Origin of the sequence: Rossellomorea aquimaris (genome assembly GCF_000935355.1) — a bacterium.
Classification (GTDB): Bacteria; Bacillota; Bacilli; order Bacillales; family Bacillaceae_B; genus Rossellomorea; species Rossellomorea aquimaris_B.
This window is the reverse complement of the sequence record NZ_JXZC01000002.1, coordinates 350,731-375,970: the sequence shown is the minus strand read 5'-3', so window position 1 is coordinate 375,970 and position 25,240 is coordinate 350,731. Positions and strand designations below refer to the sequence as shown.

The 25,240-nt window shown below is 43.1% G+C and carries 27 protein-coding genes; 19 read left to right on the top strand and 8 right to left on the bottom strand.

The genetic code is table 11. The features are described from left to right. The 5 genes from TV75_RS08950 to TV75_RS08930 form a co-directional block, all read right to left on the bottom strand. Positions 1-2,166, bottom strand: coding sequence for a TRAP transporter permease (locus tag TV75_RS08950; RefSeq protein WP_253275499.1), 2,166 nt, complete (start codon positions 2,164-2,166; stop codon positions 1-3). Between the two features lie 12 nt (positions 2,167-2,178). Beyond that, complete coding sequence (locus TV75_RS21110) at positions 2,179-2,652, bottom strand: DUF1850 domain-containing protein (RefSeq protein ID WP_052504475.1); 474 nt, start codon at positions 2,650-2,652, stop codon at positions 2,179-2,181. Positions 2,653-2,694: 42 nt separating this feature from the next. Beyond that, a complete protein-coding gene (locus TV75_RS08940; protein ID WP_044338377.1) occupies positions 2,695-3,693 on the bottom strand; it encodes a TAXI family TRAP transporter solute-binding subunit in 999 nt (332 codons plus the stop codon). Between the two features lie 441 nt (positions 3,694-4,134). Beyond that, positions 4,135-4,824, bottom strand: a complete 690-nt coding sequence (locus tag TV75_RS08935; protein ID WP_044338376.1) for a response regulator — start codon at positions 4,822-4,824, stop codon at positions 4,135-4,137. Further along, positions 4,808-6,418, bottom strand: coding sequence for an ATP-binding protein (locus TV75_RS08930; RefSeq protein ID WP_044338375.1), 1,611 nt, complete (start codon positions 6,416-6,418; stop codon positions 4,808-4,810). Before TV75_RS08930 ends, TV75_RS08935 begins: the two co-directional genes overlap by 17 nt. 74 nt (positions 6,419-6,492) lie before the next feature. Here TV75_RS08930 and TV75_RS08925 point away from each other — a divergent pair, with 74 nt between their 5' ends. Next, positions 6,493-7,545 (top strand): DctP family TRAP transporter solute-binding subunit, encoded by a 1,053-nt coding sequence (locus TV75_RS08925; protein WP_044338374.1) that lies wholly within the window; start codon positions 6,493-6,495, stop codon positions 7,543-7,545. Here the strand turns inward: TV75_RS08925 and TV75_RS08920 are convergent. Beyond that, a complete protein-coding gene (locus TV75_RS08920) occupies positions 7,542-8,315 on the bottom strand; it encodes a plasmid pRiA4b ORF-3 family protein (RefSeq protein WP_052504474.1) in 774 nt (257 codons plus the stop codon). The genes TV75_RS08925 and TV75_RS08920 overlap by 4 nt on opposite strands. Positions 8,316-8,431: 116 nt before the next feature. Further along, positions 8,432-8,650, bottom strand: a complete 219-nt coding sequence (locus TV75_RS08915; RefSeq protein WP_044338373.1) for a hypothetical protein — start codon at positions 8,648-8,650, stop codon at positions 8,432-8,434. 167 nt (positions 8,651-8,817) lie between these two features. Between TV75_RS08915 and TV75_RS08910 the strand changes: the two genes are divergently transcribed. The 5 genes from TV75_RS08910 (at position 8,818) to TV75_RS22505 (ending at position 12,641) form a co-directional block, all read left to right on the top strand. Beyond that, positions 8,818-9,744 (top strand): manganese-dependent inorganic pyrophosphatase, encoded by a 927-nt coding sequence (locus TV75_RS08910; protein ID WP_044338372.1) that lies wholly within the window; start codon positions 8,818-8,820, stop codon positions 9,742-9,744. A 75-nt stretch (positions 9,745-9,819) separates the two neighbouring features. Beyond that, positions 9,820-10,206 (top strand): SMU1112c/YaeR family gloxylase I-like metalloprotein, encoded by a 387-nt coding sequence (gene gloA2, locus TV75_RS08905; RefSeq protein ID WP_044338508.1) that lies wholly within the window; start codon positions 9,820-9,822, stop codon positions 10,204-10,206. A gap of 749 nt (positions 10,207-10,955) precedes the next feature. Then, entirely contained in the window at positions 10,956-11,843 is an 888-nt protein-coding gene (locus tag TV75_RS08900) for a helix-turn-helix domain-containing protein (protein WP_044338371.1), read from the top strand. Between the two features lie 83 nt (positions 11,844-11,926). Continuing rightward, on the top strand, positions 11,927-12,388 hold the full coding sequence (locus TV75_RS08895; RefSeq protein ID WP_044338370.1) for a DUF4878 domain-containing protein: 462 nt from the start codon (positions 11,927-11,929) through the stop codon (positions 12,386-12,388). A gap of 127 nt (positions 12,389-12,515) precedes the next feature. Then, positions 12,516-12,641 carry a hypothetical protein gene (locus TV75_RS22505; protein WP_299743027.1) on the top strand — a complete coding sequence of 42 codons (126 nt, stop codon included), beginning with the start codon at positions 12,516-12,518 and terminating at the stop codon, positions 12,639-12,641. Positions 12,642-12,850: 209 nt separating this feature from the next. Here the strand turns inward: TV75_RS22505 and murB are convergent, their stop codons facing one another. Continuing rightward, positions 12,851-13,771 carry a UDP-N-acetylmuramate dehydrogenase gene (gene murB / locus TV75_RS08890; protein WP_044338369.1) on the bottom strand — a complete coding sequence of 307 codons (921 nt, stop codon included), beginning with the start codon at positions 13,769-13,771 and terminating at the stop codon, positions 12,851-12,853. A gap of 281 nt (positions 13,772-14,052) precedes the next feature. Between murB and TV75_RS08885 the strand changes: the two genes are divergently transcribed. The 13 genes from TV75_RS08885 (at position 14,053) to TV75_RS22500 (ending at position 24,919) form a co-directional block, all read left to right on the top strand. Beyond that, a complete protein-coding gene (locus TV75_RS08885; protein ID WP_044338368.1) occupies positions 14,053-14,955 on the top strand; it encodes a DMT family transporter in 903 nt (300 codons plus the stop codon). Positions 14,956-15,169: 214 nt separating this feature from the next. Then, entirely contained in the window at positions 15,170-16,021 is an 852-nt protein-coding gene (locus TV75_RS08880) for a DegV family protein (protein WP_044338367.1), read from the top strand. Between the two features lie 223 nt (positions 16,022-16,244). Further along, a complete protein-coding gene (locus TV75_RS08875; protein WP_082051209.1) occupies positions 16,245-17,738 on the top strand; it encodes a DEAD/DEAH box helicase in 1,494 nt (497 codons plus the stop codon). Between the two features lie 313 nt (positions 17,739-18,051). Further along, positions 18,052-18,429, top strand: coding sequence for a ComF family protein (locus TV75_RS22590; protein ID WP_367379308.1), 378 nt, complete (start codon positions 18,052-18,054; stop codon positions 18,427-18,429). Between the two features lie 61 nt (positions 18,430-18,490). Then, positions 18,491-18,907, top strand: a complete 417-nt coding sequence (locus TV75_RS08865) for a TIGR03826 family flagellar region protein (protein WP_044338365.1) — start codon at positions 18,491-18,493, stop codon at positions 18,905-18,907. Between the two features lie 113 nt (positions 18,908-19,020). Further along, positions 19,021-19,290 carry a flagellar biosynthesis anti-sigma factor FlgM gene (gene flgM / locus TV75_RS08860; RefSeq protein WP_367379307.1) on the top strand — a complete coding sequence of 90 codons (270 nt, stop codon included), beginning with the start codon at positions 19,021-19,023 and terminating at the stop codon, positions 19,288-19,290. Between the two features lie 14 nt (positions 19,291-19,304). Then, entirely contained in the window at positions 19,305-19,799 is a 495-nt protein-coding gene (locus TV75_RS08855; RefSeq protein ID WP_044338363.1) for a flagellar protein FlgN, read from the top strand. A 29-nt stretch (positions 19,800-19,828) separates the two neighbouring features. Then, entirely contained in the window at positions 19,829-21,391 is a 1,563-nt protein-coding gene (gene flgK, locus TV75_RS08850) for a flagellar hook-associated protein FlgK (RefSeq protein WP_044338362.1), read from the top strand. Between the two features lie 10 nt (positions 21,392-21,401). Continuing rightward, positions 21,402-22,307: a flagellar hook-associated protein FlgL gene (flgL, locus tag TV75_RS08845; protein WP_044338361.1), complete on the top strand. Its 906-nt coding sequence runs from the start codon at positions 21,402-21,404 to the stop codon at positions 22,305-22,307. A gap of 75 nt (positions 22,308-22,382) precedes the next feature. Next, on the top strand, positions 22,383-22,973 hold the full coding sequence (locus TV75_RS08840) for a DUF6470 family protein (RefSeq protein ID WP_044338360.1): 591 nt from the start codon (positions 22,383-22,385) through the stop codon (positions 22,971-22,973). A gap of 18 nt (positions 22,974-22,991) precedes the next feature. Continuing rightward, positions 22,992-23,435, top strand: a complete 444-nt coding sequence (fliW, locus tag TV75_RS08835; RefSeq protein WP_044338359.1) for a flagellar assembly protein FliW — start codon at positions 22,992-22,994, stop codon at positions 23,433-23,435. A gap of 4 nt (positions 23,436-23,439) precedes the next feature. Then, a complete protein-coding gene (gene csrA, locus TV75_RS08830) occupies positions 23,440-23,661 on the top strand; it encodes a carbon storage regulator CsrA (RefSeq protein WP_044338358.1) in 222 nt (73 codons plus the stop codon). A gap of 157 nt (positions 23,662-23,818) precedes the next feature. Then, a complete protein-coding gene (locus TV75_RS22500) occupies positions 23,819-24,919 on the top strand; it encodes a flagellin (RefSeq protein WP_052504473.1) in 1,101 nt (366 codons plus the stop codon). The last annotated feature ends 321 nt before the right edge of the window (positions 24,920-25,240 follow it).

The window sequence follows — 25,240 nt, the reverse complement described above, 5'->3', positions numbered from 1 at the left end:
TTAATTTGGAATATTGATCTCTTTATTCATAGGTGTACCCTTTCCCTGGTAATTCCAAAACAGGACAAAGACGAAGACGGTGAAGCCGATAATGTCTGTCACCCAGCCGGGATAAATCAGGAGAAAAGCGGCTACAGCACTAATCAAGCGCATACTGACAGGGATTTTCTTTTTGAAATAGCCCTCAATGGAAACGGATAACAGGAACACTCCGATAACAGATGTTACGGTCAGGACAAGAATACTCGTAACAGATGCGTCCACCATTAACATTTCATGGGAGAACACAAACATGAACGGAACGATAAATCCTGCAATGGCAAGTCTCATCGCCTGGAATCCGGTCTTAGTCGGATCACCGCCACTGATGCCTGCTCCGGCAAAGGCTGCCAGTGCGACAGGCGGGGTGATATTTGCGAAGATTCCAAAGTAGAACACAAACATGTGAGCAACAAACACAGCTGTTTCCGTCGACCCGGCCAATTCACGGAACAATGGCAGCTGTAAAAGGATCGGTGCTGCCATGGTACTCGTGATGATATAGGTTGGGATACTTGGTAAGCCCATTCCCAGCACGATGGAAGTGACCATTGTCAGCAGTAACGTAATGACGAGCTGTAGGAGCGGGCTGTCGATCATTTCACCAATACCGACAATACTGTTTGCAAGCTCCAGTGCAACTCCAGTGAGTGAGGCAACACCGACGACAATTCCAACAGCACCACAGGCGACCGCAACCGGAATCGTCGTTTTCGCTCCTTCTTCCAATGCTTGTACGCAATCCTTTAAACCGATTTCTTCTGCTTCCAGGTTTTTTGTTTTTCTAACGAGATTGATGATTAAAGGTATCACCACGATCAACAGGAGTTCCCACCATCCGCTTTTAAGGGGAGGGATGCCTTCTCCTGAAAGGAGGCCATTCAATTGTGGTTGGAAAATGAAAAATACTCCCAGTAGGCTTGATAAAGTAAGGACCTGCTTCGAACCGGAAATGATAATTGTTGCCAAGATAGACCAGAACGCAGCGTAGAATGGTGTTTTTCCTGAGAATAATAAGAACAGGAGAATCACCATCGGGATGATTAAATGTCCCCTTTCGGCCAGAACTGCTTTCACGGATGGCAATTCTGATTTCGGTACACCATGCAATCCGCGTTTGGAAGCTCTAAAATGCACTTGAAGCAGGATGCCGATGTAGAATAGCAGTGCAGGCATGATACCTGCCAAGATCACTTTCGTATAAGGAATATTTAGATTCTCTGCCATAATGAAGGCGGCTGCACCCATGATTGGGGGAAGGATCTGCCCACCGACACTTGCAGCGGATTCAACAGCCCCTGCAAATTCTTTCTTATAGCCGATTTTTTTCATCAATGGGATGGTGAAAGCCCCGGTTGTCACGACATTGGCAACAGCCGAACCATTGATGGAACCGAGAAATCCACTGGCGATGACGGCAACTTTAGCAGGCCCGCCTTTTGTGTGTCCTGCGACGGCCAGTGCCAGGTCGTTGAATAATTTCCCCATGCCCGAGCGGCTAAGGAATGCTCCGAACAAGATGAAGAGAATGATGTAGCTTGCCGATACGCCGATCGCTGTACCGAGGATCCCCTCCGTAATGTAAACAAGCTGGGATATCATTTTCTTTGTCACGGTCATTGTGATTTGAGAATTTAATTCCGGATAAATGGCCAGCTTCACATAAAGACCATAGATTAAAAACCCAAGGGCAAGAAGGGTCAATCCCCAGCCGGTCACACGCCTTGTAAGTTCGAGGAGAAGGACAATGACGAGTATCCCGACAATGAAATCGGTATCGTTGATTTGTCCACCCATTTTAATGATGCGCTCTGCACTGAATAACATATAAATACCAACGAACAAGGACAACCCGCTTAAGATATAGTCATAAAATGGAACAGGGTGGCCTTTCTTTTTACTGATAAAAGGGTACAGGATAAATCCAATCGCCATCAATCCGTACAAGTGGATGCTTCGCTGCTTTACATCGACTAACGCCCCTGCATAAGACGTGTATAGATGGAAAAGTGCAATCCCGGCTGCTAATACTAAAATAAACAGCCCGATTACTTTGGGAAACCCGCTTCTCGTATTTCCCTCCCGATCCAACTCTTCCACGGATGTATTCTTTTGTTTTCTCATCATGAGTCACCTCGCTTAATCATTAACAATCATATAAAACAGTTGATACATAGGGACGGACCTCACCGATAATTGGTAGGACCGCTGTGGATCAAGTACTAAAGTTCGTTCATTAAATGAAATACGATGATTCGTATTTTTACCTGTCTGGAAGCGCAATGAGTCTCCAACAGGTTGATGGATATCCGTCATATACACCCATCCGTCTTTGATAAATGTGTCCTCGCCTGCGACATCCGGGACACCGGCACCAAACGTTTTGAAACGGGTGGAGGTCAAGGTGATGGTCGTATTTTCAATGAGAAAAAATTCCTCCCAATCTTCTTTTTCTACAGAATGTGTCCAGCGGATGGACACTTCCTTCTGGTTGAAAAAAGGCTGCACTACTATATTTTTATTCTCATAGGATAAGACCATCGTGTTCATCGGGACAACGGCGAGAAGGGTAAGAAGGAGCAGGGCAGAGGCACCCAGGATTCTTTTTCTCATAGATAGAATGAAAAGGGCACCAGGATTGATGCCCTTTCTCGATTATTCCAGTAATCCTTTTTCTTCATAAAACTTCTTTGCTCCCGGGTGCAATGGAGCAATGAGGCCCTTCGCCATTTCGTCCCGGTTGACTTCTTTAAGCGGTGCAACCGCGACTGCATCTGTTCCTAAGTAGTCGTAATAACGTTTTGTTAAGTCGTACACTGTGTCTTCACTTACATCCTTCGATACAATCAGCATATTTTGGATGCCGACTGTTTCGACTTTTGAATCCAGGTTGTACTTTGCCTCGTCTCCTGACTCGATCGTAAATGTTTTATAGAATGGGTATTTCTCCATTAGCTTATCAGCAAGATCTCCTTTGATTTCAACAAACGATACATCATTCTGCTGCATAAGGTCTGTGATATTACTGTTCGGTACACCCGATGTGAAGAATGCGGCATCAAGTGTGCCATTTTTCATTTCCTGTACAGAATCCGCGTACCCGGTGTGAGTGACTTTTTCAAGGTCATCATATGATAAACCCGCTGCTTCCAATACTTTCTTCGCACTCTGTTCCACGCCGGAGCCTACCTGACCGACGCCCACTTTCTTACCCTTTAAATCTTCAATACTCTTAATTCCGCTATCAGACATAGCGACAACCTGGACAACGTTTTGGTACATGCCTGCAAGAGCCTGCACCTCTATTTTATTGCCTTCGAATTGGCCTTTTCCTTCTACGGCATCATAGGCAACATCGCTCATGACGATCGCCATTTGATTTAATCCGTCGGTGATGTTCTGAATATTGGCTACAGAAGCTCCTGTTGATTCCACTGTTACATTCCCAATCGAATCACTTTCCTCGAAAATCGGTTTTAAAGATCCGCCAATCGCATAATAAGCACCAGACGTCCCACCTGTCCCAAATACGATGGATTGGCTGGAAGAATCACCGCCACTGCCTGAATCGCCGCCGCTTGCGCCATCACTTCCACATGCCGCCAGTAGTAATGAAATGATGGCTATTATCGATATCCATTTTAATTTTTTCATCGCTTCGTCCTCCTTTAAGTTACCTATTAAATATGATAACGCTTACAAAATAAAATTAGAATATTTAGAACTTAAAGGACGTTTTGGTCTTTTTGGTCCGGGAGTGCGGTTGAGGAGAACAAAAAAGAGGCCGGGACAAAACTAAAGAACCACAACGTAAAGACGAACAATTACAGTGTAGATTCTTCATACCGCTAATGATTTCCGTGCAAGACTTCGCTTTCCGCGGGTAGCCCGTGAGCCTCCTCGGCAAGCCTGCGGGGTCTCACATAAGCTACTCTTCCCGCAGGAGTCTTCGTCTTGCACTCCAATCAACCGCTGGAGAGAGCTAAAATCTAAAAGTATATTGAACATATTAAAAACCCGAACTCATTTGCGGAAAATAATGCAAATGAGTTCGGGTTTTACTTAGACTAGAACACTTTTGTCCCAGCCTCTTTCTTACTGCCATTGATATCGATTGATCGGGCGTCCAATACCGCCATACTCAATCATGATTTGAACCTCACCTGATTTCTGTAAATAGTCTAAATATCTTCGTGCTGTCACACGGGCGATGCCGATTCCTTCAGCGGTTTCTTCTGCTGATAAGGGGCTTTTTTGGTCTTTTATAAATTGAATGATCTGCTGTAACGTCTGCTGGTTTAATCCTTTTGGTAATTCTTCTTTCTTTTCCTGTGGTTCGATGGAGGAGGGAACACGCTGAAGCCGATCTAATTCCTGCTGACCAACCGGTCCTTCTCCAGCCATTTGGTGTTTGAACAATTGGTATTTCTCAAGAGCTTGTTTCAATCGTTCAAACTTAAAAGGCTTAATGATGTAATCGAATACTCCTAATCTCATCATCGTTTTGATGGTTTCTTTATCCTGTGCCGCTGATATGACAATCACATCCACGTCTGTATCCTGCTGCCGGAAAGCTTGTAAGGTTTCAAGACCATTTTGTTTAGGCATAAAGTTATCCAGGAGGACAAGGTCGGGCTTAAAGGATGCAACCTTGTCCGCACCTTCCTGTCCATTTCCGGCAATCGCACACACTGTAAAGCCGGGTACACGTTCTATGAACATTCGATTGACTTCCTGAACCATTGGATCATCTTCAATAAGCAGTACATTAATCGGCTCCTTCATGATTGTTCCCTCCATTCATTGGAAAAGTGAGTTGGAATAACGTCCCTTCACCCGGGGTTGACTCCACTTTAATATGACCGTCTGCTTTCTCTATAATGCTATGAATCAAGTAGAGTCCGATGCCTGAGCCGTCTTTTCCTTTGGTCGTGTATCCTTTTTGAAATAAGTGGGGAAGCTGTTCTTTCGTCATTCCTGCTCCATTATCTTCTATTTCAATATGAAACGTGTCCGGGTCGTCTTTTAGATAGACAGTAATGACTTTGGAATCTTCTCCGGAATCTTTTAGGGCATAAAAGCTATTTTCAATCAGGTTACCTAAGATAATGACAAAATCATGTTCATCAAGCAGAGGGGGAAGGGATTCCAGGTAGCTATCGGGATCGACCTTTACTTTTATCCCCATTTCATTTCCTCTCCTGATCTTGCCCAATAGTAATCCTGTCAAACTATCAAGCTTGATCTGCCGGGTCAGGGTGGCAGTGAGGTGTTCCTCTTCTTGAGAGGATTGAAAGATATAATCGAGAGCCTTCTCTCCTGCTTCTAATTGAATCAGGCCGGCAACGGTATGTAATTTATTCTGGTGTTCATGGTTTTGGACCCTCAATGCCTCAACGAATTCTTTCACTCCAGTCAGTTCTTCAGCCAGTTGAGTCATCTCCGTCCGGTCCTGAAACACGGCAACGGCCCCGACGATGTCCCCGTTTACCAGAATTGGAACCCTGGAGCTTAATACGATCTTGTTCCCTAATCTCATTTCTTCATGATAAACCGGTTCCTTCTTGTGTAACACGTCCGGTAATTTTGAAGAAGGAAGGACCTCTTGAATGGATTTTCCGGTCGGGTCTCCTTTTAATACCAATATGTCCTTGGCTTTCTCATTGAAGACGGTGATCCTTTTTTGATTATCAATGGCAATGATCCCTTCATTCATGGCTTGAAAAGTAGCGGTCCTTTCCACCAGGAGTTTTCCTATTTCATGGGGCTCAAGGTGAAAGGTGTCTTTCTTTATTTGTCTTGCCAGTAACCATGAACCAATGATGCCGAAGAGGAGAGTGATGGTGCCTATAATGATGAGTTCATTTTGGAGATCCTTCATTATATCGAGTGTAGAGGGGAGCAGGATACCTACAATGACCACACCGATTTGCTGGTGCTGATCGTTCATGATCGGCACGAACCCCCTGACCGCCGTACCGACTTCCCCCTTGGCTGTCGTCACATAACTATGCTCGGCAAAAGCAGGACCTTCATCCTTTCCGGCAGAGATGGTCCCAAGCTGCTCATCCGACGGGTGTGAATAACGGATCCGGTTCATATTGAGGACGACGATGTAGTCAGAGCCATTTACTGTCCTGATATTTTCTACAATGGGCTGGATTTCCCCCCATCCTCCGGAATCCTCGAGATGACTCTGAACGGTAGGAAGATTCGCTACCGTCCTGGCTGTAATAAGTGCCTGGTTTCCTAACTCTTCTTTCTTCATTTCAATCGATTTTCCGACAAATATAATAAATCCAATGATGAGCGCAAACAGGACGACACCAAAGGATAATATCGTCATCTTCCAACGAATGGGCATTTGTTTTCGATTCATTCTGAATATTCCTTCCTCTTCATTCAAAGTTATTGTACCATTTTTAATAGAACGGAGAGAGGGGAGGTCCAATAATGAGAACATTTTTCTTTATAGGGGTGTTTATTTTAACAGGAATCGCTACAGCCTATTTTGTCGGATTTCAATCTCAGAACGGCTTTACCTCGGAATATGATGACGATCAAGAAAAGCTGAAAGATGGCATCGTCATAAAAGTCAGTCATGTTGTTTCTGAAAACACACCGAAAGGAAAAGCGATCAGGCGTTTTAAAGCCCTCGTCGAAAAGAATACCAAGGGGAAAGTGAAGGTTGAAATTTATCCGAACGGATCGCTTTATTCAGACATCAGTGAATGGAATGCCCTTAAAAATAATAATGTACAAATGATCATCCCTGCCACGTCTAAAGTGTCTGCTTATGTTCCAGAGTATAGTGTGTTCGACTTACCCTTTGCTTTTACTAGTTATGATGATGTTCAACGGGCATTTGAAGGAAACGTAGGAGAGATATTACTGAAAAAGGTAGAAAAACAAGAAAACGTGAAAGGAATAACCTTTTGGTATAACGGATTTAAGCAAATCACCAATAGTCAGCGACCCTTGATCAGGCCGGGTGATTTCAGCCGTCTCCACTTCCGTACGATGCCCGGTGAAGTGATAGAAGAACACTATCAAAGAATGGGGGCTGCCGTAAGTCACCTGCCTTTTAATAAAATATACGAGAACTTAGAAGTAGGATTTATAGATGGACAGGAAAATACCATTTCGAATATTTACTCGAAGAAGCTTTATGACCATCAATCGTTCCTGACAGTGAGCAATCATTCTTATTTGGGCTATGTCGTATTAGTGAATGAAGAATTTTGGGATGACTTGCCTGAAGAGTACCGGGTTGAAATTGATGAAGCGATGAAGCAAACGACTGATTGGATCCGCCGGCATTCCATCGAAATCAATGATGATCATTTGCGTGAATTAAAGAGGAATACAGATTTGGACATCCATATACTGCTGAATTCGGAAAAGGAAGAATGGATGAAGAAACTGGCTCCCTTGTATGAGGAGTATGAAGATGAAATTGGGAGGGAAATCATGAGGGAGATTAGTGAAAGAAACGGCAGACATTAGTAATCGTCTGCCATTTCATCTTCAAGATACATTATTTTTAACAATTCATTGGTTTCTTCCAGATCGAATTTTTCGGGATCGTGATCACCAAACCGTTCTCTGAAAAACTGGGCGTCCTCGTCCATTTTTTCGTTATTTGATAGAACCTTCAAAACATGTTGATAGTGATGAATGCCTCCGCTGTCTTCTAAGGGGCAATTTCGCTTTCCCTTTATACAAACGGGGAAGGTCAGTCCTTGGTTCCATGTGATACTCTCTAAGAGAATCTGATGTTCCCAATCGTCACCGAAATCATAGGTATAAGAAATCGTATCTTTCTCACTCACTAAAAAGTTTCCAATGATTGATGTATTGGAATCACGTGCTGAATCTGAACGAAATTCATATTCTTCGTCAGGGCATTCAAAAACACCCGGGCTTCCATGGAATGAGTATAGATGTGTATTTGTCCATCCCATCACGGTTTGGATTACTTCATGAAGCTGATGGAAGGATAACGTATTAGGTATGAGCACTCGTCTCCAAATGGGTGGTTTTGCACCTTTGATCGAGATTTTTATCTGGAAGGTTTTTTTCTCTAAAATCGTGAATGCTTCATCTATTTCGTCATACATTTCCTCTTGAAGTATTTGGTTTAGATCGGGGGCAAGGAATTGCTGGTTGAGGGCAGATTCAAGCCTGTTCTGATCTTGTGTAGAGAGGTGATTGAATTCATCTGAGGTCTTTATTTTATTGATGAGAAGATGCAGGAGATCATTGCGGTTCAGCATGGGTATCCTCCTTTGGTTTGGGGAATAAAATGGGACGCATGAAACTTTTACTATAGGAATGCAACTTGAGGCAGTGCTAATTAAAGAGGGAAGAGTGGGAGTGGGAAAATTTGAGGTTACTGTTCCATACCCTCTCGTCGTTTCACTTTATGAAGTTCCTTTTTGTGTTCCCAATTTTCTTTTACTAAAAGCGTAATATTATCCTGGGTGTCTTGCTGATTACCTTCAAGCTTATCCATTCTTTTTTCTAATTTCGTCATGCGTTCATTCATATTGTCTTCAAAACGTGTCATTTGCCCCTGCAGCTCTCTTATAGCTTGTAATACCTGATCCATGCTATTTGTCACCTCCTTGTCCACCTAGTATAACACAGAATTTGGGAATGTTGCCTTCATAATCACTGGAAAAAATCTTCCCCAACGGATGCGGTTTTGCTTTTAAATATGGTAATATAAGAAAATGAAATCAAAGATGACCATTACATAGAGTTAGGAGAATGATGATGAGTAAAACACTTATTTTCGGACACAAAAATCCAGATACAGATACGATTACGTCTGCACTTGTATATGCTGATTTGAAGACAAAGATTGGGATGGACGTTGAGCCTGTACGTTTAGGTGACGTGAATGGTGAAACACAATATGCCCTTGATTACTTTAACGTTGACGCACCTCGTTTGGTTGAAAAGGTTGCCGGTGAAACGGATACGGTCATCCTTGTTGACCATAATGAGCGTCAGCAAAGCGCGGAAGACATCGAGGAAGTACGCGTTCTTGAAGTCATCGACCACCACCGCATCGCCAACTTCGAAACGGCAGATCCTTTATACTACCGTGCAGAGCCGGTTGGATGTACGGCAACGATCTTAAACAAGATCTACAAGGAAAAAGGAGTAGAAGTAACGAAGCAAATGGCTGGATTAATGCTTTCAGCAATCATTTCAGACTCTTTACTATTCAAATCCCCAACTTGCACGGACGAAGACGTAGCAGCAGCGAACGAACTGGCTGAAATCGCTGGAGTTGACGCTCAAGTTTACGGATTGGAAATGCTGAAAGCCGGTGCGAACATGAGCACGAAATCAGTGGCGGAGCTTGTAACCCTTGATGCGAAAGAATTTTCAATGGGTAACGCGAAAGTTGAAGTCGCTCAAATCAACGTTGTCGATGTGAATGACGTATTCGGACGTCAGGCAGAAGTCGAAGCTGCGATGGAAACACTGATCAAAGAAAAAGGACTGGATCTTTTCCTACTGGTTGTCACTGACATCCTGGAAAATGATTCAACGGCATTGGCTCTTGGAAGTAAAGCAGCGGAAGTGGAAAAAGCATTCAATGTAACCCTACAAAACAATACAGCCCTTTTAAAAGGTGTTGTATCACGTAAGAAGCAGATCGTACCTGTATTGACGGATGCGATGAAGTAATAAAGAATTGGGAGGAGCAGTCTATGGGCTGCTTCTTTTTTTCGTGAAAACAGGAGGTGCTTGTGACCCATGACAATGAACTTTAAGAAAATCCACCATATCGCCATTATCTGCTCAGATTATGATCAATCAAAAGACTTTTACGTCAACAAACTGGGTTTTGAAATAAAACAAGAGATATACAGGAAGGAAAGGGACTCATATAAACTTGATTTAGCGTTAAATGGTGAATACGTCATCGAATTATTTTCATTCCCTGACGCACCGGCACGTCCCAGCTATCCAGAAGCCCAAGGGTTACGCCATTTAGCATTTGAAGTAGAGGATATCGAGGAGAGTGTAGGTCTTCTAACTGAAAAAGGGATTGAAACAGAAGAAATAAGGATAGATCCATATACTCATAAACGTTTCACTTTCTTTGAAGATCCAGATGGACTCCCTTTAGAAATGTATGAAAGCTAGAAGAGGTCCGTCCCTAAAAAAAGGGCACTTCCCATTAAGGAAAGTGCCGTCCAAAGGTATTGTAATTTGTCGTTAGGTATATTAAATCATAGATTGTGAACGCGTGTATTGTCGTTGAGGTGCGATTTTGGTTGATATACAGAGACATTTCTTACGAATATCTCTGTTATCTTTATATTTATTAAAATATTAATATTGGGAAATGGGATGCCAGGCACAGAACCTCTTTTTTGTGCCTGGCACTATTTGTGTTTAGCCGTTGGAATGTGAGGTCCGTCCCTCAAAAAAAAAAAGAGCACTTCCCACAAGGAGAAGTGCCGTCCAAAGGTATTGTAATTTGTCGTTAGGTATATTAAAACATAGATTGTGAATGTGTGCATTGTCATTATGGCAGGATTTTGGTGAATATATACCGGCATTTCTGATGAATATCTCTGTTATCTTTATAATTATTAATATATTAATATTATGAAATGGGGTGCCAGGCACAGAACCTCTTTTTTGTGCCTGGCACCGTTTGTGTATAGCCGTTGGAGTGTGAGGTCCGTCCCTCAAAAAAGAGCACTTCCCACAAGGAGAAGTGCCGTCCAAAGGTATTGTAATTTGTCGTAGTTTTATTAAACCATAGATTAGGAAGGCATGGATTTCTGATCTAATGGCTTTAGTAGTGAAATATGAGGATATACCTGAAAATATTGATTGTTTTCTGTTAAAGTATAAATATATTAATATTTTCAGGTGGTGAGACTGTGGATTATTCTGTTATTGGAAAGAAGATTAGAGAGCTCAGAAAAGTAGTAGGATTGACTCAGGGTGAGTTAGCAGAAGGGATTTGCACACAAGCTCTCATCAGTCGAATTGAAAAAGGGGACATCTATCCAAGTGCGACTTCTCTCTATCAAATTTCAAAAAAACTCGGAGTGGATGTTAACTATTTCTTTGAAATAGGGACAACTCCACGACTTGATTACGTAAAAGAAGTTGAGCGTCAGTTGCGAAAATTAAGAATCAAGCACAGATATAGTGAAATGATGGAGATGGTGATTGCAGAAGAAAATAACCCACTCTTTAAAGAAAAGGCTAATCTTCAGCTTCTTTATTGGCATAAGGGAATCTATAAATTTGAAGTCGAACATAATTATGAGGATGCCTTTCCACTTCTGGAAAAAGCATTTTCTCTTACAGCGAATAGTAAGAAAGCATTGTCAGAAAGGGAAATGGAGATTCTTCTTGCTTTTGGTGCATTCTATTTTGGTATGGAAAAATATCAAGAAGCTCTTGGTTACTATGAGGAAGTCAGAGGAGCTATAAATACTACCGGTCAACTAAACGATAAATCAATTAAAACACGCCTGCTATACAATATTGCAAGGGTTTTAACAAGATTGGGAAGTTACAAGGAATCCATAAAGTATTGTAAAGAAGCAATAAAATGGTGTATTGAAGAAGAGCATTTGTACGGTTTGGGGCAGCTTCATTATCATATTGGATATAATTTCGAATTGGAAGAGAATTACGAAAAAGCCTTACTTTATATTAAAAAATCGATCTTAATCTTTGAAATGCTTGAAAATGATGAACATTTAACTTATTTGACTAACAAAGTAGAAGAAATAACAAAAAAAACACTCTCATAAACCTCTAGGCAAATCGAGTTTTTATTTTCATACATCCAGCAAGTCCCTCATAAAGATTACTATAGACAGGGAGTGGTGGAGCTATGAGAAGGAAAAGCCCGATTCCTCTGGTCATTGGGGCGATTGCCTCCATTCTGATCGTAGTGGCCCTATTCATGATGGTGGGGGAAAGCCGGGAACCTGATACACCAGAAGAGGTCATCAAGGAATTTTATCGATTTGAACAATCCGGTGATTTCGGAAATGCGTGGGAATTGTTTCATCCGGAAATGCAGAACAAGTTCCCTAAATCCTCTTACATTCAAACGAAGAACCATGTATTCATGGGGCATATGGGGGTAGACGAGTTTGAGGTGGAAGTGGGGAAAATAGAGAAATTAGAGAAGTTCACGTTTAACGAGGAAGGCCTGACGTTCAAGAATGTAAGAAAAGCAGAGGTCGATCTATTTTTTGACAGTCAATTCGGAGAGCTGACCATCAGTCAAATCTGTTATGTGGCACTGGAAGAAGGAGAATGGAAGATCCTGTGGGATTATAGCTTCTGACAAAAGGTGTCATGATCATGGTAATAAGGCAAAGTGAAAAACGTCTGATTTTTTTCTTCTATATTGGTTTTATTTAGATTTTATCGGGTAATATGAAACTAATTATTTTATAAGGAGGGCATTAGCTATGTCGTTACTCTACTTTAAAGCTCGTGAAGCATATGAGCTGGATGCGAAAGTATCTCAATCCCAAGTAATCAAGCTCAGGGAATTCCGTAGAACGAAGCCCGCCCCCATTGTCAAAAAAAGATAGTGTAAACAACCAAATCGAATAAACCCTGATCAGTCTAAAACTCTTTTAGGCTGTTTTTTTCGGTTTATTTCCGTTCATCCAGTACATATTTCAAACATTGGGGATACAACTATTGCTCTAAGCGCTTCAATCGTTAATTATGGATTTTTATCGCCGATGATGCTGTATGGCCAATAAAAAAGTCAGGAATCAAATGATTCCTGACTTTTTTATTCTAGATCTTCACCGATGATGCGTACTTCCCGTTCAAGTTCCACATCAAATTTTTCTTTCACTGTTTTTTGAACGTGTTCAATAAGTGAAATATAATCCGAGGCTGTCGCATTGTCCTTATTCACGATGAAACCGGCGTGCTTCGTGGAGACTTCAGCGCCACCGAAGTTCGTTCCTTGAAGCTCACTGTCCTGGATAAGCTTACCGGCAAAGTAACCAGGTGGTCGTTTAAAGACACTCCCGCAAGATGGATATTCCAGCGGCTGCTTGGATTCACGCTTGTCAGTGAGGTCATCCATGACGGCCTTGATTTCTTCGTAGTCGCCAGGTTTCAAGCTGAAGGTTGCTTCCAGTACAATATCGCCTTTTTCAGAGATATTGCTGTGGCGGTAATCAAGCTCCAATTCTGCGGCTGTACGTTTTACCAGGTTCCCATCGCGGTCGACGACATGGCAATAATCCAGAACATCTTTGATTTCTCCTCCATAAGCCCCGGCGTTCATGAATAGAGCACCACCAACGGTACCCGGGATCCCACAGGCGAATTCAAGTCCTGATAATTTTTCAGCTAACGCACGTCTCGACACATCGATGATCGCTGCGCCACTTTGAGCGACAATCAGTTGATCGGTCGTTTTGATGTCTGTGAAGTTCTTTAAATGAAGAACGATCCCACGGATTCCACCATCTTTTACAATCAAATTCGATCCGTTCCCTAATAATGTAAATGGAACATCCACTTCATTTGATAGCTTCACGATGTTTTGAACTTCTTCATATGTGGTCGGAGTCAAGAAGAAATCTGCTTTTCCGCCTAACTTCGTATACAGATGCTCTCGTAACAATTCGTCACGTTTGATATTGTCAGAATGCATCACCTTTGATAATTCTTCAAACACTTTTTCCTTATTGTACATTCTATATCAGTCCTATAAAGTAATTTTCGTCTTCTCTAAGTTAAATCCTACCCAACCATTATATGACGAAAACCCATGAAAGTTAAATGGTTTCAGTTGGCAGATGTGAATCCCCTCCGAATGAACCTCTTCCAACTGGAAAAGAATGCTTGATCATAGGTCGAAAATACAAAAAAAGAATGTTTCCATCGCTGGCAAAGTAAGATAGGATAGTATTAACAAAATATGTTATAACGTCTATTTAACTATTAAATTATACAAGTTGGAAAGGAGGAAGCGGTTTGGCCAGATTATATATAGCGTTGATTGGCTTAAGTCTGATTTGGGGGATGTCGTTCGTTTTTATCAAATGGCTGGTGGATCCGGTAGGTGTATGGGGGACGGTATTCTTACGCTGTTTAGCCGGTGCTCTTGTGCTTCTTCCGATCTTTTTTATACAGAGGAAAAAAGGAGAGAAGAAATCGCTCCCTATGTGGAAGTTGTTTGTTGTCGGGATTGGTAATGCCGCGTTGCCCTGGACTCTGATTGCGTTAAGTGAAACACAGATCAATAGTAACACGGCCTCCATTTTAAACGCAACGACTCCCATTTGGACGGCACTGGCGGGATTTTTATTTTTCTCTGTCCTATTGACTGGATTTCAGTGGATTGGAATTGTCGTTGGGTTTATAGGGATCCTCGTCCTGATGAATTTCGAGGTGAGCGGGATTTTCACTTCTGATTTTGTAGGGGTAGGGACGATGGTGCTTGCGACAATGAGCTACGCGTTTGCTTCACAGTTTACGAAAAAATACCTGGCGGGAACGAGTGTAGTGGTGATTTCTACGTTCCAATTGTTGATCGGTGCAGCGGTGGGATTTGTGGGAATGATGTTGACCGATCCGATATCGGTAGGAAGCCTGCTATCCGGTGAAGTGATCCTTGGCATTCTCGGGTTGGGCTGTTTAGGTTCTGGAGTGGCGACGCTTCTCTATTTTTACATCATGACCAATGGAGGACCAGAATTTGCATCGACTGTGACATACTTGATTCCGGGTACAGCGATGATTTGGGGGTTTGTCCTGCTGAGGGAGCCTGTGACACATAATCTCATTTTAGGTTTATTGATTATCTTTGCAGGAGTGTTCCTGTCTTCCAGAAAATCGAAAAAACTGGTCTCGACCATGCCTGTCGGTACGAGGTAAGACCTTTAAACAAACGTTTGATTAGGACATGGAATCCCTTATAGCTTAAGGGTTCTGAGTCTTAAACAAACGTTTGATTCGTTTTGTGGACCCGAAAGTCCCGATAAACAGATGCAAACCAACTTGTTTTCATATAAAATGAAAAGGATACATAAGGTAGACTAAACAAGCTCAAAGCACGGGCTTAAAAATAAACAATAAGGATGGTAATTCTATGAAAACGGCAATTGTAACGGATAGTACAGCCTACATCCCGAAAGAATTGCGTGATCAACTGAACATACATATGATCCCTCTCAGCGTCATTTTGGGAGGAGAAACCTATCAAGAAGAAGTTGATATTACGGCAAGTGAATTTTACGAAGAGGTCAGCACCCAGGAAAAACTTCCAACAACTTCACAGCCTCCTGTCGGGAAGTTCGTCGAGCTGTTCGAAAAGCTTTCAAGGGACTACGATGCCGTCATTTCCATTCACTTATCAAGTGGGATCAGCGGAACGTATCAAGGTGCCGTTCAAGCAGGGGAAATGGTCGAGGGAATCGACGTGTATGCGTATGATTCCGAGATCAGCTGCATGATCCAGGGCTTCTATGCGATTGAAGGGGCCAAGCTTGGCCGTGAAGGGAAAACCGCTGAAGAAATCGTTGCGTTACTGGATGAAATGAAGCAATCGGTACAGGCATACTTCATGGTCGATGACCTGGCTCACTTACAACGCGGAGGCAGATTATCACAGGCACAGGCAATCATCGGAAGCCTTTTGCAGGTAAAACCACTTCTGCACTTTGTGGATAAAGTCATCGTCCCGTTCGAAAAAATCCGTACGAAGAAGAAAGCATTGAAGCGGGTGGAGTCACTGCTTGAAGAAGCCGTGTCTTCAGGAGAAGAGTTTCAAGCTTCGATCATCCATGCGAATCGCGAAGAAGATGCGATTGAGTGGATGAATGAGCTTCAGGAGAAGTATCCGAATGTGGAGTTCAATGTCAGTATTTTCGGTCCTGTTATCGGTACTCATTTAGGTGAGGGATCGATGGGGATGGGATGGGCTCGGAAGATGAGTCGGTAGGTTTTGGGGTTTTTGAATTGGTTGTACCTGGTACAGATTGCGCTTTTTGTACCACGTACAATGATAAGATTTTGTACCAGGTACAATCAGGTCATCATGTACCAGGTACACTTCCGAACTCCCGGTGCCAGGCACAAAACAACGTTTTTGTGCCTGGCACCTTTTTATTAGGCAGGATTTTCACAGCTTTGTGTAGAATACAACACTATCCCAAAAAGGAGTGATGTGTTTGCGTTTTGCTTTTACAGGTAACCATTTAACCCCGGAATCCCTGCTGATAGGAGAGAGTACCATTTTACAGCGGATTTCAGATATATCTTCCATCCCATCTCAACCCCTCAATGAATCCTTCACCTTCTCTTCAGAGCTTCAATCCTTTCTCAGCGGCCGATCCCTGCTTTTAGACGAAATCCCAATTTCGATTGATGTCCTGCATGAGCATTATTTAAATGGATATGTTTCCTATCGAAAGGGTGTGGAAAAGAGCTGTTGCCACCGTTGTGGAAACAAAAGGCCTCATTTGTTCGCTTCCTTTTCATGTTCAAGATGCCACAACACGTGTACCTATTGCCGGAATTGCATCATGATGGGAAAGGTATCGGAGTGCACAACGCTTCTGACATGGCATGGGCCTGAACCGGTTCCTGAATCACCTCCAACTTTTCAATGGCTTGGAACTCTTTCAGAGGCGCAGAAAGAAGCTTCCAAGCGAATGGTCTCAGCAGTCCATACGAGCAAGGACCTGCTTGTGTGGGCCGTATGCGGGGCAGGAAAGACCGAGGTTCTCTTTGAAGGGATCCATGAAGCTCTTCAGCAAAACAAACGGGTATGCATTGCCGCGCCCAGAACCGACGTCATTCTTGAACTGTCTCCCCGCCTTCAAAAGGTCTTCCCTGACACGACGATCATCACACTTTACGGCGGGTCTGAAGAAAGAAACACCTATGGCCAGCTCGTTCTAACCACCACCCACCAGCTTTACCGGTTTAAAAAAGCATTTGACATCATGATCATCGATGAAGTGGATGCCTTTCCATATTCCTATGATGATTCTTTGAAGTCGGCAGTAGAAAAAGCGCGGAAAACTCAGTCCTCAATCATTTATCTCACAGCCACACCTGATCGAAAGACACAGAAGCAATGTGCGACAGGGAAGCAATCCTTCATCCAAATCCCAGCCCGTTTCCACCGCCATCCGATTCCCCTGCCACGCTTTGCATGGTGCGGACTTTGGAAGAAATCCCTAGAGAAAAACCGAATTCCTACTGGACTGAAGAAATGGACGTCCCTAAAACTAGAGCAGTCCAAACAAGCCCTGATCTTCTTCCCCACCGTTGAAATCATGGAAAAAGCCCTTCCTCTCTTTCAAGAAATCGATCCTCTCATCCAATCTGTGCATGCAGAAGATCCCCAAAGAAAAGAAAAAGTCATAAAAATGCGAAAGAAAGAGATTCCTATTTTACTCACCACGACCATTTTAGAAAGGGGAGTCACCATACCCAATATCGATGTGGCCGTACTTGGAGCTGAAGAAAAGATCTTCACGGAAAGCGCCCTTGTTCAGATTGCAGGGAGAGTGGGGCGAAGTGCGGACTTTCCAAAGGGTGACATCGTCTATTTTCACTTCGGTCGCACCGGTGAGATGATCAAAGCGCTCCTTCATATCGACGGCATGAACAAGGAAGCCGGAAAGCGGGGAATGATCGATGGTAAGTAACTGCTTGTACTGTGGGGAAGAACTAATGGAGGTCTTATCCTGGAAAAGTTTATTTTACAGAGTACCTCCGTTGCTTTGTAATAAGTGTGAAAAACAGCTGGTAATAATAGAGGGAAAGCGTTGTTCAGGTTGTTCCCGGTCCATGGAAGAGCTGCCTTATGATTTTATAAAAGGGGAGCAGTGCCTGGATTGTGATAGGTGGGAGTCTGACCATGAGTGGAAAGGGGTTCTGCGACAGAACGATTCACTCTATCAATATAATGATTTTCTTAAAGAGTATCTTGCTCGATACAAATATCGAGGAGACTATGTATTGGCAAAACCATTTGCTCCTATTCTCAAAAACTATATTGAAAAAAGTGAGTTTGATCTAGTGACTCCGATCCCGCTAAGCAACGAGCGTTTATATGAAAGAGGATTCAATCAATCCACTGCCCTCCTTGAAGAAGCAGAGGTCCGTCCCTCTTGTCTCCTTACCCGCATCCACTCGGAAAAGCAGTCAAAGAAGACTCGGAGGGAGCGGCTTCAGCAGGAGCAGGTGTTTCAGTTGGGTGTAGGGGATGTTAAGGGAAAGAGGGTCCTTCTGTTTGATGATATTTATACGACGGGGACGACGTTGAGGCAGGCAGCTAAATTGCTGAAAGAAGCGGGTGCCAGAGAAGTATCCTCTTTGACTCTTGCAAGAGGTTAAAGCAACGCTCGCATCTGCCGATATAGAGAATAATAGAAGTGAATCAGGGAGGAATGGAACGATGTCAGAGATCATTAACTGTCCACGTTGCAACGCGATTTTTATGAGAAATCAATTCAGGGATGTATGCGATACGTGCTATAAAGAAGAAGAGAATACGTACGAGGCAGTCTACCAATTCCTGAAGAGACGGGAGAACCGTGCGGCCACCATGAATCGTGTGATTGAAGTGACGGGTGTGGACGAAGAGCTTCTCTATAAATGGGTGAAGAAGGGGCGCATCCAGACAAGGCAGTTTCCGAACATGGGGTATCCGTGTGATAAATGCGGGAAGATTATTGGGACGGGGAGGATTTGTAACGATTGTTCTTCAGAACTTGTCAGTGAGCTGAAGCAGTTTGAGTCGGAGCAAGAATGGAAGAGTAAGGTGAAGGAATCGAATCAAAAAACGTATTACACAGTAAGAAATAAGAACTAGATACGTCACGCAAGAAAATCAGGAAGAACTAACCAGTCTTTTGAACTAAACAAACCGTTTTTTTATCCGATATACTAGGTAGAGACGATGGACGTGATGAAAGCGAGGGAAAAATGATGAAGATTAACAATATCGGAAATCAAAACATTAATCCTTATAAGCGCAATCTTAACAAAATGGATCAAATCAGCAAGACTGGGAAAACGGCTTCTGACAAGATTGAGATCTCTTCTGCTGCCAAAGAGATGCAGGAGGTCTCTAAAATCAGCAAGGAACGCCAGGCTAAAGTAGATGCACTCAAGGACCAGGTACAGAACGGTAACTACACCATTGACCCTAAAGCGATTGCTAAAGGATTAAAGAATTTTTATAACGGAAATTAAAGGAGCGAACAGACATGCCGGCAACTTCATTGATTGCAACGTTGGAAAAACTTTATAAGTTGCACAAGAGTTTGTTCGATCTTTCGGTTGAAAAGACGGATGTAATTAAAAAAGGTGCCATGATCGAGCTAGACGCAGTTCTAAAGGATGAGCAAAAGCATTTGGCAGCCATCAATACGCTTGAAATCAAAAGACAACGGGAGTCCAATCACTATCTTGATTCACTAGGAGTCCGAATGGAGAAAACCCCAACAATCTCTTTGTGTATGGAATACAGTGCACCTGAAGATGCAGAGATTCTTGGCATCTGGCAGCGAAAGCTTGTTGATATGATAGCCGAGTTAAAGGCACGGAACGAACTTAATCAAAGGCTTGTCTATCAATCTCTTCAATTTGTCAATATGAACCTGTCGTTGCTGCAGCCTCAATCAGAAAAATTAACGTATTCCCGTCCAAACGGTGAAAAGACGATACCTGCAGGAAGATCCATGTTCGATTCGAAAGCATAACACCAATCATTTGAAACGGAGGCAACACCATGCGATCCACTTTTATGGGCCTTGAAACGGCTAAACGGGGAATGTACACCCAACAAGGAGCCCTTTATACGACAGGTCATAACATCGCCAACGCAAATACCCCCGGTTACACCCGACAACGGGTCAATTTTGCCCAAACGGAACCTTACCCGGCTCCCTCCATGAACCGTCCGCAAATTCCCGGTCAAATCGGAACAGGCGTTGAAGCCGGATCGATCCAGCGTGTTCGTGATTCTTTCCTGGACACCCAATATAGAGGGGAAAATAATAAGCTTGGCTACTGGGATACGAAAATGGAAGCCATGAAGAAGATGGAGGAAGTGATGAATGAACCATCTGATTCAGGCTTGTCGAAAACGATGGATATGTTCTGGCAATCCCTTCAGGATCTAGCAGTCAACCCTACGAACTCAGGTGCCCGGTCTGTCGTACGTCAGCGTGGAATCGCTGTTGCAGAAACGTTTAATTATTTATCATCTTCATTAACAAGCGTGAGAAACGATTTGAAAAATGAATTGACTGTGAGTGAAACGCAAATTAACTCTCTTACAAGGCAGATTGATAGCATTAATAAACAAATTTCCGAAGTAGAACCCCACGGCTATCTCCCAAACGATTTGTATGATGAACGGGATCGTTTAATCGATGAGTTATCAAAACAGGTCACGATCAAAACAAGTTATCAGTCGAACGGTGGAGGGTCTTCTCCAATGGCTGAAGGTTCCGTGACCATAACATTAGTAGGTAAAGACGGAAAGAATCCGGTGGACCTGGTCGATAAGAGTGGAGCTAAGGAACTCAATCTTTCATTTAATGGAGATCAAGATACGGTTGATTCTGTCACAATCGGTGGGGAAACGATCGCTATAAATGACTTCTTATCAAAAGGTGAAGGGAAATTGAGGGCCCTTGTCGATACATATGGATTTGAAAATGAAAAAGGTGAGGCAGAAGGATCTTATGTCACCATGCTCCAAGAATTAGACAGCATGGCGTTTGAATTTGCGAAAGCCTTTAATGAACAGCATCAACAAGGTGTAACAGCTGAACAAATCAATAATCCGACATCGACAGTAGAAACACCTAAATTCTTTCAGGATTCAAAAGATCCTTCATCAGACTTGGATCCGGATAATAAAAAGGGATTCGCTCAACGGATTCAAATAGCTGATGAACTTAGCAATCTCGACAACATAGCCACAGCCAGTGCAGACAATCCTACCCTGGGGGATGCAACAAATGTGCTGGCCCTCGCTGATATTATCACAACCACTAAATTACCTTATGGGGAAAAAGAGTCATCTTTTCAGGGTCATTTCGAATCAGTTATTGGAAGGATGGCGGTTGAATCACAGGAATCTTTAAGACTCGCGAGCAACTCGAATGTCCTCAGATCAGCTGTTGACGAACGCAGGATGTCCGTAAGTGGGGTTTCCCTTGATGAAGAAATGACGGACATGATCAAATTCCAGCATGCCTACAACGCCTCTGCCAGAATGATCACGCTGCAGGACGAAATGCTCGATAAAATCATCAACGGCATGGGAACCGTTGGAAGGTAGGTGAACGAATATGCGTGTAACTCAAAGTATGTTGACGGCGAACTCGATGAGAAATCTCAGTTCATCCTATGGACGGATGGGGCAGCTGCAGGACCAGTTGGCGACGGGGAAGAAAATTACCAAGCCTTCCGATGATCCTGTTGTTGCCATGAAGGGCATGTTCTATCGCTCCAATCTGACGGGAATCGAACAATATAAGAGGAATCTATCAGAACTTTACTTATGGATGGAAAATTCAGAGTCCGGAATCGATCATGCCAATCAGGGACTGCAGCGTGTGCGGGAATTGACACTGCAAGGGAAGAACGGATCCCTGAGTGAAGAAGACCGTAAAGCGGTGGCCGTTGAAATTGAACAAATAAAAAAGGACCTTGTCAGTGTGGCTGAAACAAAAGTGGCAGGACGATACATCTTTAATGGAACGGATGTCGGGAATTCTCCAATGAAGGATGGATCACCTGCAGACGGGACCGCCCCGAAGGTAGCTGATAACATACTCAATGGGACGAACGGCGAATACACCATTGAAGTGTCACAGGGCGTATCACTAAAAGCAAACGTCAACCCATCAAAAGTTTTTAGTCAACAATTATTCAATACAGTACACTCAATCCAAAAAGCATTGGAATCGGGAGATGTTTCAAGTCTTGATACGGAACTCGAGAACTTGGATGAAGTGATGAATACACTTTCAGCGGAACGTTCAGACCTGGGCGCCCGCTACAATAGGCTGGAAATGATCGATGACCGATTGGCACAGCAGGAAGTGACCGCCAGCCGTATTCTTTCGGATAACGAAGACGCCGATATCGAACGGGTTATCACCGACCTGAAAACCCAGGAAAGTGTCCACCGTGCCGCCCTCAGTGTAGGGGCAAGAATCATGCAGCCGACATTGATGGATTTCTTACGATAAAAGCAAGGGGACTGACCCTTTAAGGTGTTTTGTCACCTTAAGGGTTCGTCCCTTTTTCTTTGGAGGTGAATACTCATGAACATCCCACAAATACGATTACAATCAACTCCCGCGGAACTCGGGATCCACACGACTCCGGGACGAATGGATATCGAACAACCCAAAGCAGAACTCGATATCCAACAGCCAGCCGGGAAAATGGAGATTGAACGGAGACCATCCAGATTAACCATCGATCAAACAGAGGCAAGGGCAGACATGGATTTGAAATCCGTGCGCCGCAGGATAGAAGAATACTCCCAACAAGGGTACGAAGATTGGTTACGGGGGCTTGCCCGGGTGGCCCAGGACGGCGATGAACTCATGATGATTGAACATGGAGGAAACGCGATAGCAGCCCAGGCAAAACGAAACAGCGAAAACCCTATATACGACTTTAATATTGGCTGGATTCCATCTCTCGGAAGCGTCAAGATCGGGTATGATCCGGGAAGTGTCAGAGTGAACTTCGAACCTCAAAGAGTAATCAATAATACTCGTCCACAGAAACCGACCATCCACTATACGCCTGCCAAAGTCGACATCAGCCTGAAACGATACGCCGATTTACAAATCGACTTCGCGAACTTGAAGCATGTCGGCATCAACTACGAACAAGAAATATAAAACGAAGGAATGAGAAGGATGAACATAGATACAAAATACCACGGCGCCATTGACATCCATTCAGAGGAAGTCCTGATATTTGAACACGGAATTCCCGGATTTGGAGATGAAAAGCAGTTTATATTATTGCCCTTACCTGAAAATGAATGGTTTCATATCCTGCAATCGGTGACGACACCCCAACTTGGATTCGTGGTCACGGATCCGTTTGTATTCTTTAAAGAATATGACTTTGAATTGGATCAGGCGAGTGTGGAGTTACTAGAAAACCCTTCCGAAAAAGAGGTGCAGGTGCTTTCTATTTTGACTGTACGGGAAACCCTTCATGAATCAACCGCAAATCTCCAGGCTCCGATTATTATCAATCTGGCAAATCGCAAAGGAAAACAAGTCATCCTGAACAACACAGACTACCAAATCAAGCACCTGATCTTTGCTCAGCCAGCAGGAAAGAAGGGGTGAGGGGATGCTAGTACTGACAAGGAAAACGGGAGAAAGCATTCAGATTGGGGATGATATTGAGCTGACGGTCATTTCTGTAAAAGGGGATCAGGTCAAACTGGGTATCAATGCCCCGAAGAACGTCGACATTCACAGGAAAGAAGTCTACCTTTCAATTCAAGAAGAAAACACCGAGGCTTCGAAAGGAATTGACAACCTTTTCAATCTATTACCAAAAAATGAGTAATTATTTTTCTCAAACTATTAAACACTAGTAAAATCGACCGATATTAGTAGTGTAAGCAATGAGGAGGAGGGCGGCCGACCTTTGTGACTCGTTGCAGACTACTAAACTTTTATAGTTCACATGGATGTGGGCTTGATTTCAAGGAGGAAATATTGGTATGAGAATTAATCATAATATTGCGGCTTTGAATACTTATCGTCAGTTGAATAGTGCTTCTGGAGCACAAGCTAAATCAATGGAGAAACTATCTTCTGGACTTCGTATTAACAAAGCTGGAGATGATGCAGCAGGTCTTGCAATCTCAGAAAAAATGCGTGGTCAAGTTCGTGGATTAGAACAAGCGTCTCGTAACGCTCAAGATTCAATTTCTTTAATTCAAACTGCTGAGGGTGCTTTAAACGAAACCCATGATATTCTTCAACGTATGAGAGAATTAGCTGTTCAGTCTTCCAATGATACAAATACAGATGCAGATAGAAAAGAACTTCAAGCGGAAGTAAAACAATTAATTTCAGAAGTAGATCGTATTGGTAACACAACTGAGTTTAATACTAAAAAGTTATTAGACGGTTCAGCCAAAGGTGTTACTGAGCGAATTGCTGGTAGTGCAGCAGTTAATAACAATTCAGGAGTCACTATTACAAAAACTGCAATTGATGGATTAAATACAACTGCATCAACTGATGCTACAAAAGCATTAAAAGATGGGGCATACATGATAGTTAGAACTGGGGATGCAGCAACAACTGGATTTGATGCAGCGGATTACAAAGTATATGGTCCAGATGGTAAGGTTACTACTGATGTTTCTGTATCCGCAGATGATACAATTACTATAGCTGGTGCTGTAGTTACTGGAGGTACTACTTTAGCAGCTGATAGCTTTGATGGGAAAATGAAGGTCGGAGAAAGTGTAACTTTAGTATTTGGGAAGCAAGAAGATGCTAGTAGTGATTTAGCGGGTTCAATTATGACTCAAATTGGAGCAAATGCAGGACAAACCTCTTTTATTTCAATTAAAGATATGAAGGCTTCAGCACTTGGCGTAAAAGATCTCGACGTTTCAAGTAAGTTCGGTGCAGCAACAGCTATTGAGACTGTAAACAATGCGATTCAAAAAGTTTCTGCACAGAGAAGTTCACTTGGTGCTCAACAAAACCGATTAGAACACACTATTAACAACTTAAATACTTCTTCTGAAAACCTAACTGCAGCGGAATCTCGCATCCGTGACGTAGATTATGCTTTAGCTGCCTAAACAGCGACAAGCACAGTCGTCCTGGCTGGTAACGGCTAGAGATCATAATTGGGTGAATTGCTGGAAACCCCTTAGAGCTCTTCTTGCCACAACGTAGTTGGAAACGACAAGCGTGATGGCTTTAACAAAAGAAGAGATTGGGCAATCAGCAGCCAAGCTCCTGTCTTGAAAGAGTGGAGAAGGTTCAACGACTAGGATAGACCATCTAAGGCGCAAGCTATGGTGATGAAATCCGTAGGTGAAACAGTGGTCATCAGCATTGTGGATCCGAAGTGCCCAACCCCTGCTAAAGGGTGAAGATATAGTCTGGTCATTTATGAA